The sequence below is a fragment of the Pseudomonas sp. TMW22091 genome, from assembly GCF_022496705.1.
GTDB classification, from domain to species: domain Bacteria; phylum Pseudomonadota; class Gammaproteobacteria; order Pseudomonadales; family Pseudomonadaceae; genus Aquipseudomonas; species Aquipseudomonas saxonica.
Window position 1 is genome coordinate 82,112 of the sequence record NZ_SCFI01000007.1, and the last position, 15,738, is coordinate 97,849.

Annotated in this window: 13 protein-coding genes; 9 read left to right on the forward strand and 4 right to left on the reverse strand. The window is 54.6% G+C overall.

The window, feature by feature from the left end:
* Window positions 1-192: 192 nt before the first annotated feature.
* Both EQV93_RS14840 and EQV93_RS14845 read left to right on the forward strand, forming a co-directional pair.
* A complete protein-coding gene (locus EQV93_RS14840; protein ID WP_240891829.1) occupies window positions 193-966 on the forward strand; it encodes a hypothetical protein in 774 nt (257 codons plus the stop codon).
* Between the two features lie 76 nt (window positions 967-1,042).
* Window positions 1,043-3,184, forward strand: a complete 2,142-nt coding sequence (locus EQV93_RS14845; RefSeq protein ID WP_240891830.1) for a lipase family protein — start codon at window positions 1,043-1,045, stop codon at window positions 3,182-3,184.
* A gap of 7 nt (window positions 3,185-3,191) precedes the next feature.
* On the opposite strand, the gene EQV93_RS14850 is transcribed toward EQV93_RS14845, so the two are convergent.
* The 4 genes from EQV93_RS14850 to EQV93_RS14865 all read right to left on the reverse strand — a co-directional run bounded on the left by EQV93_RS14850 (window position 3,192) and on the right by EQV93_RS14865 (window position 5,852).
* Entirely contained in the window at window positions 3,192-3,755 is a 564-nt protein-coding gene (locus tag EQV93_RS14850) for a GNAT family N-acetyltransferase (RefSeq protein WP_146386821.1), read from the reverse strand.
* A 48-nt stretch (window positions 3,756-3,803) separates the two neighbouring features.
* Window positions 3,804-4,562 (reverse strand): DNA polymerase III subunit epsilon, encoded by a 759-nt coding sequence (dnaQ, locus tag EQV93_RS14855; RefSeq protein ID WP_146386819.1) that lies wholly within the window; start codon window positions 4,560-4,562, stop codon window positions 3,804-3,806.
* On the reverse strand, window positions 4,555-5,007 hold the full coding sequence (gene rnhA / locus EQV93_RS14860) for a ribonuclease HI (protein WP_122786084.1): 453 nt from the start codon (window positions 5,005-5,007) through the stop codon (window positions 4,555-4,557). The genes dnaQ and rnhA overlap by 8 nt, the downstream gene beginning before the upstream one ends.
* An 86-nt stretch (window positions 5,008-5,093) precedes the next feature.
* Complete coding sequence (locus EQV93_RS14865; protein ID WP_122786085.1) at window positions 5,094-5,852, reverse strand: methyltransferase domain-containing protein; 759 nt, start codon at window positions 5,850-5,852, stop codon at window positions 5,094-5,096.
* A gap of 73 nt (window positions 5,853-5,925) precedes the next feature.
* Between EQV93_RS14865 and gloB the strand changes: the two genes are divergently transcribed.
* From gloB to EQV93_RS14900, 7 genes are all read left to right on the forward strand, one after another.
* On the forward strand, window positions 5,926-6,705 hold the full coding sequence (gloB, locus tag EQV93_RS14870; RefSeq protein WP_240891831.1) for a hydroxyacylglutathione hydrolase: 780 nt from the start codon (window positions 5,926-5,928) through the stop codon (window positions 6,703-6,705).
* A 98-nt stretch (window positions 6,706-6,803) separates the two neighbouring features.
* Window positions 6,804-8,204: a lytic transglycosylase domain-containing protein gene (locus tag EQV93_RS14875; protein ID WP_122786087.1), complete on the forward strand. Its 1,401-nt coding sequence runs from the start codon at window positions 6,804-6,806 to the stop codon at window positions 8,202-8,204.
* Window positions 8,205-8,360: 156 nt separating this feature from the next.
* Window positions 8,361-10,190, forward strand: coding sequence for an extracellular solute-binding protein (locus EQV93_RS14880; protein ID WP_240891832.1), 1,830 nt, complete (start codon window positions 8,361-8,363; stop codon window positions 10,188-10,190).
* A complete protein-coding gene (locus EQV93_RS14885; protein ID WP_146425618.1) occupies window positions 10,187-12,028 on the forward strand; it encodes an extracellular solute-binding protein in 1,842 nt (613 codons plus the stop codon). The genes EQV93_RS14880 and EQV93_RS14885 overlap by 4 nt, the downstream gene beginning before the upstream one ends.
* Complete coding sequence (locus tag EQV93_RS14890; protein WP_122786090.1) at window positions 12,029-13,102, forward strand: microcin C ABC transporter permease YejB; 1,074 nt, start codon at window positions 12,029-12,031, stop codon at window positions 13,100-13,102.
* Between the two features lies 1 nt (window position 13,103).
* Complete coding sequence (locus EQV93_RS14895; protein ID WP_122786091.1) at window positions 13,104-14,123, forward strand: ABC transporter permease; 1,020 nt, start codon at window positions 13,104-13,106, stop codon at window positions 14,121-14,123.
* 1 nt (window position 14,124) lies between these two features.
* Window positions 14,125-15,735 carry an ABC transporter ATP-binding protein gene (locus tag EQV93_RS14900; protein WP_146386813.1) on the forward strand — a complete coding sequence of 537 codons (1,611 nt, stop codon included), beginning with the start codon at window positions 14,125-14,127 and terminating at the stop codon, window positions 15,733-15,735.
* Window positions 15,736-15,738: the final 3 nt, after the last annotated feature.

Sequence of the window (15,738 nt, forward strand, 5' to 3'; positions counted from 1 at the left end):
GCTCGAACTTTTAATTAAATTTCAGAATTTTCTTACAGCTCAGGTAATGGCCCATGAGTTAGCGTTCAACCTTAACTTAAGGGATGAACCAGCATGCCCTCCTTAACTTGGCCAACTTCATTTCAGCCTGAATATTCAAGGATGTTCACATGCCTTGCTGACCCTGGGGTTTATGGGCGACAAGGGGCACTCATGAACCGGACACTCAAAGTTCTGGGTGCATTGACCAGCGCAGCATTGTTGGCTGGTTGCACGTTAGGAAAGTCTGAGACATTCACCTTTACCGCTGATTTACCGCCGAATTTTTATTATCGAGCGGATGCCATTTATATCCCCGCCAAAGGTGAGACATGTAGCGTCCCCGGTGGTAAGAATACATGGGTCGAATATAACAGGCATTGGCGCAAGGTTTACAAACCCGAATCGACTGTGGCGCTATATCGCACCGTCAGTGGGTGCCCGCTGGTGATTAGTCGGCTAATAGTGGAGATCTACGGAAAGTATGGAGATGACTTTGGCGATTTTGGAAGCGACAGTGCAACCCTGGTAATACGTGAAGAATTACCCGTTGAATACAAAGACACATTCAACCAGCAAAATGAAAGCACTTTTTATGGACAGTGCGAATGGTTATTTAGAACGTCAGGAGGTAAACGCCGCATCGTCAAAATACTCGACTGTAAAGATACCGATGCCAGCGGCACTCTGAATATAGGTCGTCCTGTCGCGGGTTATACGTTCGACCAACTGCCGGGAAAGACTGTCAAAATAATAATAACGTTGAACACTGATGAGAGACCCTATATGAAAGACACGTGGGTAAAGGTTCCGAATGGCTGGAAACGCTGCATGGGGAAATCTTTTAAAGATCAATCTGCGTTCTGCTACGGAAACTATAAAGACTTCAGTAGCTTCATGATGCCTGACGGAAAACAGTGCACCATTTACCCTAGCTGCACAGAATAAAAAGGGCTAACAAATGAGCATTCAAGACAGCCTGAAAAACATCAATTTTAAAGATCGCGTTTTAGCCTGCCCAGCAATGGGAAAGACAACCCGCTTTCAATTAGTCGATGAGTTCGGTTCAGGTGAGCCCTATGCCGGACTGGCTTTCGAAGTTACGGATTCAGAAGACCTAAAGTACAAAGGTTTTTTAAATGCAAACGGCACAGGCGAAGTAAAAAATCATTGCGCAGGGGCCATCGCACTTACATTCAACACGGTCTATCACGGAACCATTGAAACTTATACAAACCTGATGGGGCGAGAGCACTATCCCCTTCCGATTACCGAGCTACAAGTCAGAGCTGAACAGACCCGTTACTTTAAAAAAGACGGTTCACGCACCCATGTAAAACCTTTATCCATCAGTGGTACAGATGAATACTGCCAGGTCGAGGTTCGTCAGCTGGTCAAGCACGTGTCCCACCTGCCGCCTAAGGTGCAGTGTCACTTTCCATTGAACGTGGCAGATCGTCGGCTCATGGGCAGGTTTGGCACCCAAGGTGTCTGTATCGCGCCGCAGCGCCTGACGGTGCTTGAAGTGCGCCCCTTACGGGCCTTGCACCCCCTGCTTTCCACAACGCCTGAATTTTGCGCGCTTAATCTGTATCAACTGGCCCTGATGGCCACCTTGAGTTACTGCCCCTTCGGCCAGGAACCTGATGAGCAACCCGTATCCACACCCCGCGTCAGCTTTAAGCATGAGCCGAGCGTGGGTAACTGGTTTGGGGACAAACTGGCTGCCTTCATGGAGAACTGGCAAGTCAACCCGGAGCAAACCCAACCCTACTACCCATTCTATAAAGAGGTGCCTTACTCCGAGCGACTGGAGATCGTGCCTTTCGACCCGGCCCTATACCCCTCCAACAATCCATTATTGGGCTCGGCTCAAGAAAATCCCGCCAACATCCATTTCTTGGACGATACCTTACGCGGGAACACAGGCACGGACACCCAAGCCTTCGTAACCCATAACCACAGCATCATCCTGATTGCTGTGCGGGGCACCAGTGCCGGGCCGGACTTCTTGCGCGATGCCGATGCACTTCAAGTGCCCTTCGAAGAAGGAGAAGGCAAGGTGCATCGCGGGTTTTATGAAGCGGCGAAAGTAGCGTCGACTTTCATCTTGAAGTACCTCGACAGATTTCACACCGGCCAAAAAGTTCTGATCTGTGGCCACAGCCTTGGCGGCGCGATTGCGTTACTGCTCTCGCAAATGTTGCTTTGCCGTAAGGGGTTCGACTACGACGTGCTCCTCTACACCTACGGCGCGCCCCGTGCCGCCGATGCCACCTTTATCAACGCCGCCGCGTCCTTGGTTCATCACCGCATGGTTAACCATAACGACCCGATCCCCAGTGTTCCGGCCACCTGGATGAACACCAAAAGTGCCGTTTACGGCTCCGGCGCGGTTTTGGCCTTTGCCAATGCGCCTGCCGGCCTTTCATTGTTCGCCTCAGGGTTGGCCAATCTGACCGGTGAGCCCTATCAGCATCACGGCACGTTGCGTCACTTTATGCCGGTGGATTTTGGTCAGGGCACGGTCTCGCACATCATGTGGCAACCGCTGTGCGATACCGCCGTCCAGCACGCGGTGTGCAGTGTGGCCGTAGGCTATAAAGACGGGCTGCCCGAGCGCGGCACCTTTTTGCGCCAGCTATTCGACATGGCTCAGCACTACATGGTCGACAGTTACATCCCGCGCTGCTGGGCCGCATTGAAGCGCTACATGGAGGCTCTGGAAACCCAAAACCCGCTGGTGACCAGAGTTGAATACACCTTCGTGTCCCGTGGGCTTGAGCAGATCCAGCACGACTTGCGCGCCGCTTTTAAAGACTCACAAAATCGCCCGGACAAATACCGGGAGGCGCACAAAGACATGAATTTGCGGCTGATAAAAGAAGTCGAAAACATCACCCACACCGTCAAACGCTTGTACCCCTTGAGCCTTAAACCGGTGACCGGCGCTGATGTATACGGGCACTTTGCCGAGCAGCCCGAGCACCTCAATGAGTGCGTGGAACGCTGGCTGGCTCACACTGAAAACCACCGCACCGAACAACTGGCGATGCTGCCTGAACCCCGCAAAGAAATGTTCAGGTTCTCCTCGCTGAAAGACCCGCTGCTTAACGCTGAAACTATAACGGGCTGTTTTACCGGCGACATTCTGGATTTAGGTTAGTGCGCGTTCACTCGAACAATAAATACCAAAAAATCGCCACCTCGCGAGTCTGCGGATCAATGCCTCGGTAGCGTAAACCATCAATACCGCCCACCTGATACCCGCAACGCTCATACAAGCGACAAGCGCCAATGTTGTTGTTTTGGGTCTCAAGCATGATGCCGGGAAGGTTTTTCTTAAGACTCCAGAACTTGACCACATCCAGCAATGACTTGGCCACGCCATGGCGGCGGGCACGGGCCGCAACAGCCAATTCATCAACATGGGCAAAACCATTCCAGTTGGTGCTGACCACCACATGCCCCACCGCCTGGTTGTCCAGATAAGCCATGAAAATCGCGCTGTCTGAACCACCGAGGTAAGCCGCAAATTCATCAGGGTCTATGCCGTAGCACTTGCGGTAAGGGGTGATCATCTCCAAGGGCCAATGTTCGACCTTTTTACCCTGATCAACCTGTGCATACGCTTTCACATCAAAGCTGAAATCGTTGCCCCACACATAGGGGGCAAACCCTTCATCTGCAAGCCGTACTGAAACCTCAGGGTCCTTAGGGTGCATAACGAGGTACATGAACAATCCTTTTCTGTCGCCAAACACTGCCCTGGATTCAGCTCAAGGCTATTGCAACGTTTGCCCTTTGGCTTCGAGAAGTTGAGCCCATAACGAAGGCGCACCCGCCGATTTTGCAATCACTTCGAGACGTGCCGCGTGCTCTGCCAGCTCCGCATCGCTTGCACGAATGATCCGGCCTGGCTGACGATCGGCCGCCAAGCGACGAATTTCGGTGGCCTGATTGCCCGAGCCCTCGCCAGAACCATTACCGTCAGAGGCGTTACCCGCCAGCGACAGGCTGGTCTGGCCGCCCGTCATGGTCAGGTAAACGTCTGCCAGAATCTCGGAGTCGAGCAACGCGCCGTGCAGTTCACGGCCCGAGTTATCTACACCATAGCGTTTGCACAACGCATCCAGGCTGTTGCGCTGCCCTGGGTGTCGCGCTCGGGCCATCATCAACGTGTCGAGGATGGTGCAGTGTTGCGTGAGGTCAGCGCGGTCGGTCTGACCGATCAGGGCAAATTCGTTATTCAGAAAGCCCACGTCAAACGCAGCGTTATGAATGATCAGTTGCGCGCCTTTGATGAAATCAAAAAACTCGTCGGCCACTTCGGCAAATCGCGGTTTACCCACCAGAAACTCATTGGTAATACCGTGAACGCCAATCGCACCCTCGTCGCTTTCGCGGTCAGGCTGCAGGTACACGTGGAAGTGCCTGCCTGTCAGGCGACGGCCCATCAACTCGACGCAACCGATCTCGATGACCCGGTGGCCGTCGGTAACCGGCATACCGGTGGTTTCGGTATCGAGTACAACGCTACGCATGCTTGATGCCCCTCATTTCGTCCACACCGCGGTTGGCCAACTGGTCTGCGCGCTCGTTGCCGTAATGGCCGATATGACCGCGCACCCACTCCCACTTCACGGTATGACGATTGACTTGCTCATCGAGCATTTTCCACAAATCGGCATTTTTAACCGGTTCTTTGGCGGCGGTTTTCCAGCCGCGTTTTTTCCAGTTGACCATCCACTCTGTGATGCCTTTCATCACGTACTGCGAGTCGGTTACCAGTAACACTTCGCACGGACGCTTGAGTTCCTCCAGGCCACGAATGGCTGCCATCAGCTCCATTCGGTTATTGGTGGTGTTAGGTTCACCGCCCCACAACTCTTTCTCGACGCCCTGACACACCAGCAAAGCCCCCCAACCCCCGGGGCCGGGATTACCCTTGCAGGCACCATCGGTGAACATTTCAACACTATTGCTCATTACAAACTTTCCAGAAAAGGCTGCTACGGCCTGCCAATCAAGGATCAGCAGCACCCGGGGCCGAGTGAATTCGACCCGACATGAAATTAGGGTTCAGTATGACGCCGAGTGACCTTGGCCATCGGCAGCGGAATCAGCTTGCCCATCGGCTCGCGGCGCATCGGGTTGACCGGACGCAGGCCCACCACTATTTTGCGCGCAACCAATACATAGAAGCCGCCACCGGCCAATTGCCAGCTTCCCGCCTTGCGCTCCCAGCCCGCCAAACGGCTTTGCCAGGCAGCAGATGCCAGCGGCGGACGATAGCACCCGAAGCGACGTTTCTCCAGCGCAAAGCCCAGCAAATTCAGCCAGTCAGCGACCCGAGAAGGCGAAATACAACGCGCCCTGGACAGCGCATCCTTGGCAAAAACATGCCTCAGGCCCCAACTGCTCCAAGGGTTTATGCCCACAATCAACAAGTGCCCGCCAGGTCGCACACTACTGGCCGCTTCACGCAACAAGCCATGGGGTGACAGGCAAAAATCCAGGCCATGCTGCAACACAACGACATCGGCAGCATGCTCACATAAAGGCCAGGCCTGCTCTTCACAGATGATTTCGACGCCGGGCAGCGGCGCCCCCAAACGCACATTACGCTGTACTTGAGGGGCCTTGGGCGGGGTGTCGGCACCCGGGCCGTAATGCACCAGATAACCGCCGAAAAACCGCCCCAGCTCGTCCTCCAGCACCCGCTGCTCATCTTCGAGCAGCAATTGCCCGTGGGGGCCAGACAACCATTCCCGCGCCGAACTGATCAGCGCCAGCCATTCCGGATCGGCCTGAGCCAATACTTTATCGGTCATTGCTCCTCCAATTCGCCATGTGGGTATCACAGGACCTAAGATGCGCCTTTGTTTCAGACATTGGAATTGCGCCATGTTACAGATCGACGCCCTGCCCGCCTTCAGCGACAACTACATCTGGTTGTTACAAGACACAACGAATCAACGTTGCGCCGTGGTCGATCCGGGTGACGCCGCCCCTGTTCTGGACTGGCTGGCCCAACATCCGGGCTGGGAGCTCAGTGACATCCTGATCACTCACCACCACGCCGACCATGTGGGTGGGGTTTTGCCGCTGCTTGAACACACTAACGCGAAGGTCTGGGGGCCTGCACTTGAGAACATTGCGGGCCGACAAGTGGCGCTCAATGACAATGATGCTATTGAAGTGCTGGGCCTTAAGTTCGACGTACTGCTCGTTCCGGGCCACACACTGGGTCATATCGCCTATTACCACCACGATGCGTCGACCCCCTTACTCTTCTGCGGCGACACCTTGTTTGCGGCAGGTTGTGGGCGACTGTTCGAGGGCACTCCCGAGCAAATGCATCACTCGCTTAGCCGCCTGGCGGTGTTGCCACCGCAAACTGCAGTGTTCTGCGCGCACGAATACACGCTGAGCAATCTGCGCTTTGCCCAAGCGGTAGAACCCACCAATACAGATATTGCAGCCCGAACCTTGCAAGTCCAACAATGGCGAGATCAGGGTCGTATCAGCCTGCCTTCTTCTATTGCACTCGAATTACGCACAAATCCGTTTCTACGGGTTACCGAAACATCTGTTAAAGAAAAAGCTGACGAATGGAATAAGCGCAACAACAACTCGCCCAGTGCGGTATTTGCCAGCTTGCGAAGCTGGAAAGATAAGTTCTGATCAAGCTCGCGGTTAACCCTGAAATTCTGAACAGTTGACCGCGCCCCACCTGCTTTCTAGAATCGCCCGACATTTTTGCCCGAACTTTTCTTTAGCCAATGTCATCATTCAAAGGTAACTCCATTAATTCAGATGCATTGACGCGCTTGGTTAAAGCCATCGCGGTAGCTGTGTCCGCCACCCTCGCGGGCTGCCAATCCATGGATCACTCGGCCCAACCCTCCGAACGGGCCAGTCTCAAAATCACCAAACGTATTCCTCAAGAGCCCCTCTGGCTCAGCTCCAAACCCAGCCCCGTTGCGCCACAAGATGTGTGGGAACGGATGCGCCAGGGTTTCAAATTGCAAGATGGCCAGAACGTTAACCCCCGCATCGAACAGCAGCGCCTTTGGTTTGCCAGCAACCCATCTTTTCTCGAAAATGCCGGCGAACGCGGCAGCCTCTATATCCACTACATCGTTGAGCGCCTCGAAGAACGCAACATGCCGCTGGAGCTGGCCTTACTGCCGGCTATCGAAAGCGCCTACAATCCGCTGGCTTACTCCCACGCCAATGCCGTCGGGTTATGGCAGTTCATCCCCTCAACAGGGCGCTACTTCAATTTGCGCCAGACCCGCGCCTACGATGGCCGTCGTGATATTACTGCCTCGACAATCGCCGCTCTGGACTACCTGAACCGCCTGCACGACATGTTTAACGGTGACTGGTTGCTGGCGCTGGCAGCCTACAATGCAGGCGAAGGCACAGTCAGCCGAGCCATTGAACGCAACGAAAAACTTGGCTTGCCGACTGACTACTGGAACCTGCCTTTGCCGCAGGAAACCAAAGATTATGTCCCCAAGTTACTGGCACTCTCCCAAGTGGTTCTGGCCCCTGAAGCCTATGGCATCAACTTGAACCCGATTGCCAACGAACCCTACTTTGAAACAGTCGAAATCAAACAATCGATGGACTTGTCGCGCGTCGCTGCGCTGGCCGAGATCGATGAAGACGAGATGTTTCAACTCAACCCGGCCTACAAACAACGTGCAACCACCGAGGGGCCACAGCTTTTGCTGGTACCCACGGCCAAAGCCCAACTGCTAACGGCCAGCCTGTCCAACCTCAGCTCCGACCAGCTAGTCAGTCTGCGCCCCAACAAACCGGTGTTCGACAAAGTTGTAAGCACATCGACCGCGCGATTGAACCGCAAGTACCGGGTTAAAAGCGGCGACAACCTGACCCTGATTGCGAAAGCCAACAAGGTCAACGTCAAAGACTTGCAACACTGGAACAAACTCAGCGGCAACAACCTCAAGGCCGGCCAGATTCTGGTCATGCAAGACACACGCAAGCCAACGGCCAAAAAACCTACACGGTACAAAGTTAAAAAAGGCGACTCGCTGTACATCGTTGCCAAGCGATTTAACGTTGAGATGCAACACCTCAAACGCTGGAATCCGAACAGTGCCAAAGCCCTTAAGCCCGGACAAATGCTGACGGTATCCAAACCGCGCTAAGCCGAAAGTTGGGCCCGCCACGGGTAAGTAGAGTCCTACTAACAAGCAGGACGCTACTTACCCGTAGTGCTTTCCAGTGCAGCCTTTTTCCTACAGATACAAGCTGTTACTGTACGGAAACCCTAAGCCCAATGCCTGGATCGGATCTCTGCCTTGATGCGTCCCCTCCTCCCGCTATTCATCAGCCTGGCCTTGAGCTTTCCCGCAAGCGCTGCCATCAGCGAAAGCCACGGCTATGCGCAGTTCGGCACACTCAAGTACCCGGCCACCTTTACCCATTTCGACTGGGTGAACCCCGACGCCCCAAAAGGCGGGACGTTGAAAGTCATGGCGTTTGGCACCTTTGACACACTCAACCCCTATACCTTTAAAGGCACAAGCCCGGTTTCGACTGCCAATTTCCTGCAATACGGGGTCAACGAGCTTAACGAAACCCTGATGGCCGGCACAGGACAGTACGCCCCCTCAGGTGACGAACCGACCTCCAGCTATGGCCTGATCGCACAATCGGTGGAATACAACGAGGACCGCAGTTGGGTGGTATTTAACTTACGACCTGAAGCGAAGTTCCATGATGGCGCACCGATTACCGCCTACGACGTCGCCTTTTCATACAATCTCCTTCTCAAAGAAGGTCATCCTCAATACCGGACCAACCTTCAAGAAGTTCAGCGCGTGGACATTCTGGGGCCCAAGCGCATTCGCTTTGTATTCAAACGCTCGGGCAACCCGCTGTTGATTTTACGGTTGGGCGAATTACCGGTTCTGCCCCAGCACTACTGGGCAACGCGTGACTTCAAAGCCACTACGTTTGAGCCACCACTAGGCAGCGGGCCTTACCGTATTACCAAGGTCACACCGGGACGACAGCTGGTTTTTGAACATGTTAAAAACTGGTGGGGCGCCAATTTGCCGGTCAATCGTGGCAAATATAACTTCAACCGTGTCGAAGTTGAGTTCTATCGCGACAGCGACGTGGCGTTCGAAGCGTTCAAGGCGGGTGAGTTCGACATCTATATCGAGCATCAGGCCAAGAACTGGGCCAATGGCTATAACTTCCCGGCCGTGCGCCGGGGAGAGGTCATAAAAGCTGAAATCACTCACCAGATTCCGACTCAAACCCAAGGGCTGTTTATGAATAGCCGACGCAGCACCTTTGCGCAGACAAAAGTCCGCGAAGCGCTGGGCTTGATGTTTGACTTTGAATGGACCAACCGTGCGCTGTTCAACGGTGCCTATAAGCGCGCCCTCAGCTATTACCCCAACAGTGAATTCTCGGCCAGCGGCCTTGCCCAAGGTCACGAGTGGTTGATGCTGTCACCATGGCGTAGCCAACTGCCGCCCGAACTCTTCGCCCAGGCATTTGCCTTGCCGCGCACCGAAGGTCAGGGCATCCCCCGTGAAACCCTGCGCCATGCCCTGCAACTACTGAGTGAAGGCGGCTGGAAGCTGTCACAACAACGCTTGCTCGACAGCGACGGCAACCCGTTGCGTTTCGAAATACTGCTGGTAAATCCCAACCTTGAGCGCATATTGCAGCCTTACGTTGAAAACCTGGCCAGTATTGGCATCGATGCACGGCTGCGTACCGTGGATCGCGCCCAGTACAAACAGCGGCTGGATCAGTTCGACTTCGACATGATCCTGATGACCCTCGACCAAACCTTAAGCCCCGGCCTTGAACAGTGGCAGTACTTCCACTCAAGCCAGGCCAACGTCAAGGGCAGCAAAAATTATGCAGGGGTTGCGAATCCGGTCGTCGATCAACTGCTTGAACGCCTGCTGGCTGCACAAACCCGTGAAGAACAATTGGCCGCGGGCCGGGCGCTGGATCGCGTCCTGCTCTGGCAGCACTACAGCATCCCTAACTGGTATCTGAATTATCACCGCCTGGCGTACCGCAACCGGCTCGCCTTCGTGACTACGCCCCCCTATACATTAGGCCTCAGTGCGTGGTGGCTAAAGACTACGGAGAAAACCCAATGATGCCCTTGCGTACGTTACTCAAGCCGTTGAGTGGCCTGCTACTGGCCAGCCTTGCCTGTGCGGCACTGGCGGCCCCGCAGCATGCGTTGACACTCTACGATGAGCCGCCCAAATACCCGGCCAACTTCAAGCATGTCGATTACGTCAACCCGGATGCACCCAAGGGCGGAACCTTTCGAAAATCATCGCTGGGCAGCTTTGACAGCCTCAATCCGTTTATCAACAAGGGCGTGCCGGCCGACGATATTTCATTAACGTTCGACACCCTGGCACGGCAAACCCTGGATGAGCCATTCACCGCCTATGGTCTGATCGCTGAAAAAATCGAAAAAGCCCCTGACAACAGTTGGGTGCGTTTTTACCTGCGCCCAGAAGCCAAGTTCAACGATGGCCATCCAATCCGCGCCGAAGATGTTGTCTTCAGCTTTGACACCCTCATGAAAAATGGCTCGCCCCTGTTCAAGGGCTATTACAGCGACGTCGATCAAGCCATCGCAGAAACCCCACTGCAGGTGAAATTCACCTTCAAGCACACCAAAAATCGCGAATTACCGTTAATTCTAGGCCAGCTTCCTGTGCTACCCAAGCACTGGTGGGAAACGCGCGACTTTGCCAAGGGCAGCCTTGAAGTGCCGGTGGGCAGCGGCCCATACACCATCACCGAGATCAAGCCTGGACGCTTTATTCGGTATGAGCGCAACAAGGATTACTGGGGCAAAGACCTGCCTATCAACAAGGGCCTGTACAACTTTGACACGATCACCGTCGATTACTTTCGCGACAACAGCGTGGCCTTTGAGGCACTCAAGGCCGGGCAGTTTGATTATTGGCTAGAAATCAGCGCCAAAAATTGGGCCAGCGCCTACAACGCGCCTGCATTTACCCAAGGTCGCTTGAAAAAAGAAGAAATCCGCAATCACAACCCGACCGGCATGCAGGGTTTTGTGTTCAACCTGCGCAAGCCGATGTTCCAGGATGTGCGGGTGCGTGAAGCGCTTAGCCTGTTGTTCGACTTTGAGTGGGCCAATAAGCAACTGTTCAGCGGCGCTTACGCACGCACCGGCAGTTATTTTGAAAATTCGGAAATGGCTGCCAAGGCACCGCCCAGCGAAGCAGAGCTGGCGATTCTGGAACCTTTGCGCGGGCAGGTCCCTGACCAAGTGTTCACTGAGGTTTTCAAACCCAATGTCACCGACGCCAGCGGCATGATCCGTGACCAGCAACGTCGTGCTTATCAACTCTTGCAAGAGGCCGGCTGGCGCATCGTCGATGACAAAATGGTCGATGCACAGGGCAAACCGGTGAAAATCGAGTTCCTGTTGGCGCAAACCGAGTTCGAGCGAATCCTGCTGCCCTACAAACGCAACCTCAGCGACCTGGGTATTGACCTGCAAATTCGGCGGGTCGACACCTCTCAATACCTCAACCGTCTGCGTTCGCGCGATTACGACATGATTGTAGGCAGCTTCCCGCAATCAAATTCACCCGGCAGCGAACAACGTGAATACTGGGAGTCGCAGAGTGTCGACAAGCCCGGCAGTCGAAACTTCATCGGCCTCAAAGACCCGGCCATTGATCAATTGACTGAAGGCCTGATCAATGCCGAATCCCGACAAAGCCTGATCAACCATGCCCGCGCACTCGACCGCGTACTGCAATGGGGCTTCTACGTGATTCCCAACTGGCACATCAAGACCTGGCGCGTAGCTTATTCCAGCCACATCGGTCATCCCGAGATCACGCCCAAGTACGACATCGGTACCGATACCTGGTGGGCGAAACCGGATTCACAACCTGCGAAACCCCCTCAACCTGAAAGCGCGAGCCAGGAGCCTTAAATGCTGGCTTATATCATCAGGCGACTGCTGCTGATCATTCCGACCTTGTTCGGGATTCTACTGATTAACTTCATCATCATTCAGGCCGCACCGGGCGGCCCGGTTGAGCAGATGATTGCCAAACTCGAAGGCTTTGATGGCGCCACCAGCCGTATTGCCGGCGGCGGCTCCGAAGTCTCGGTGGCGGGGGCCAATTACCGGGGCGCACAAGGGCTGGATCCGGAGCTGATCAAAGAAATCGAAAAGATGTATGGCTTCGACAAATCGGCACCGGAACGCTTGTGGATCATGATCAAGAACTACGCGCAACTGGACTTCGGCGAGAGCTTTTTCCGGGATGCCAAGGTGATCGACCTGATCAAGGAGAAGATGCCTGTATCCATCTCGCTGGGTTTGTGGAGCACGCTGATCATGTACCTTGTGTCGATTCCGCTGGGCATTGCCAAAGCCACACGACACGGCAGCCGCTTTGACGTCTGGACCAGCTCGGCGATCATAGTGGGCTATGCGATCCCGGCATTCCTGTTCGCCATCCTGTTGATTGTGGTGTTTGCCGGCGGCAGTTACCTGGACTGGTTTCCACTGCGCGGTCTGACCTCCAACAACTTTGACGAATTGAGCCTGACCGGAAAGATTCTCGACTATTTCTGGCACTTGGTATTGCCTGTCACGGCGCTGGTGATCGGCAACTTTGCCACCATGACCCTGCTGACCAAAAACAGCTTTCTGGATGAGATCAACAAACAATACGTGGTCACCGCCAAAGCCAAAGGACTGACCAATCACCGTGTCCTGTATGGGCATGTATTTCGCAACGCCATGCTGCTGGTGATTGCAGGTTTCCCTTCCGCCTTTATCGGGATTTTCTTCACCGGCTCTTTGCTGGTCGAGGTGATTTTCTCACTGGACGGTTTAGGCCTCATGAGTTTTGAAGCTGCAATCAATCGCGATTACCCGGTGGTATTTGGCACCTTGTTTATTTTTACGCTGGTCGGCCTGATCGTGAAATTGATCGGCGACCTTTCTTACACCTTGGTAGACCCGCGTATCGACTTCGAAAGCAGGAAGCATTGAGATGAAATTGTCCCCCCTCAATCGACGACGTTTCGAACGTTTTAAAGCCAACAGACGCGGCTGGTGGTCGTTATGGATCTTTCTTGTGCTGTTCGGGCTGAGCCTCGGTGCAGAACTGATCGCCAACGACAAACCCCTGGTTATCCACTACGAAGGCGAATGGTTTTTCCCGGCCCTTAAACGTTACCCGGAGACAGACTTTGGCGGCGAGTTCCCACTCGAAGCCAACTACAAAAGCCCGTACATTCGTGAACTGCTCGCCAAAAAAGACGCCTGGGTTCTGTGGCCGCCCATCCCGTACAGTTATCAGAGCATCAACTACGACCTGAAAGTCCCGGCCCCTGCCCCGCCTTCTGCCGAAAACTGGCTGGGCACTGACGATCAGGGCCGGGATGTACTCGCACGGGTTATTTACGGCTTCCGAATATCTATTCTGTTCGCTCTGACGTTAACAGTGCTCAGTTCAATAATTGGCGTGATTGCCGGGGCACTTCAGGGTTTCTACGGAGGCTGGGTCGACCTGGCCGGTCAACGCTTTCTGGAAATATGGTCCGGGTTACCGGTGCTGTATCTGCTGATCATCCTCGCCAGCTTTGTGCAACCCAACTTCTGGTGGCTATTGGGAATCATGTTGCTGTTCTCATGGATGAGTTTGGTCGATGTGGTACGCGCCGAGTTTCTGCGCGGCCGCAACCTGGAATACGTGCGCGCCGCCCGAGCGCTGGGCATGAAAGACATGGCCATTATGTACCGCCATATCCTGCCCAACGCGATGGTGTCGACCATGACCTTTATGCCTTTTATTTTGACCGGCGCCATTGGCACCCTGACCGCACTGGACTTTTTGGGCTTCGGCCTGCCACCCGGAGCACCGTCATTGGGCGAGCTGGTGGCACAGGGCAAATCCAATCTGCAAGCGCCGTGGCTGGGCATAAGCGCCTTTGCCGTGCTGGCCATCATGCTCAGCCTGTTGGTGTTTATCGGCGAGTCCGCTCGCGATGCGTTCGACCCGAGGAAATGAGATGACGCAGGACAATCTGATTCAAGTGCGTGATCTCTCCGTCGAGTTTGTCAGCGGTGAACACCCACATCGGGTGGTGAAAGGCATCAGCTTTGACATCAAACGAGGTGAAACCCTGGCACTGGTTGGCGAAAGCGGCTCAGGTAAATCGGTGACCGCGCATTCGATTTTGCGCCTGCTGCCCTACCCGCTGGCACGCCATCCCACGGGCAGCATCCTGTATGACGGTCAGGATCTATTGAGCCTCAATGAAAAAAAGCTTCGGCATGTTCGCGGCAATCGCATCGCCATGATTTTTCAAGAGCCCATGACTTCGCTCAACCCGCTGCACTCAATTGAGAAACAAATCAACGAAGTACTGGGCATCCACAAAGGGCTGACCGGCAAGCAAGCCACTGCGCGCACCCTGGAGCTGCTTGAGCTGGTGGGCATACCTGAGCCTCACAAACGCCTTAAAGCGCTGCCACACGAGCTGTCAGGCGGGCAGAGACAACGCGTCATGATTGCGATGGCCTTGGCCAACGAGCCGGAACTGTTGATCGCCGACGAGCCGACCACTGCGCTGGACGTTACCGTGCAGTTGAAAATCCTCGATTTGCTAAAGGATTTACAAGCCCGCTTGGGCATGTCCCTGTTACTGATCACCCACGATTTGAACCTGGTTAGACGAATTGCGCACCGAGTATGTGTCATGCAGCGAGGTTCAATCGTCGAACAAGCATCGTGTGAACAGCTGTTCCGTTCACCGCAGCATCCGTACACACAGGAGCTGCTGAATGCGGAGCCCAGCGGAGACCCGGCCGCTACCGTGGCAGGGCCGACATTGCTGGAGGTCGACGACCTGAAAGTCTGGTTCCCGATAAAAAAAGGGCTGATGCGTAAAACCGTTGATTACGTGAAGGCGGTCGACGGCATAAACTTCAGTCTGCGTCAGGGTCAGACCCTGGGCATTGTAGGGGAAAGCGGATCAGGCAAATCGACACTCGGCCTGGCGATTTTGCGTTTAATTGCCAGCAAGGGTTTGATCCGTTTTGAGGACAAACGGCTAGACTGCATGTCTCAGCAAGAAGTCCGACCTTTACGTCGGGAAATGCAGGTGGTGTTCCAAGACCCGTTTGGCAGCCTCAGCCCACGCATGAGCGTCAGCGAAATTGTCGGTGAAGGCTTGCGCATTCACCGCATGGGCACTGCCGAGGAGCAGGAAACCGCAATTATTGAAGCCTTGCGGGAAGTAGGTCTGGATCCGGAAACCCGGCACCGCTACCCTCACGAGTTTTCAGGTGGGCAACGGCAACGAATCGCCATTGCCCGCGCACTGGTTTTAAAACCGGCGTTGATTTTGCTGGACGAACCAACCTCAGCGTTGGACCGGACCGTACAACGCCAGGTTGTTGAGCTTTTACGCTCACTGCAAGTCAAGTACAACCTGACGTATTTGTTTATCAGCCATGACCTGGCTGTCGTCAAAGCGCTGAGCCACCAGTTGATGGTGGTCAAGCATGGCCAAGTGGTCGAACAGGGTGATGCGCAAAGTATCTTTGCCTCACCGCAACATCCATATACACAACAGCTGCTGGAAGCCGCCTATTTGGCACCAGTGGCTGTCGATTAATCT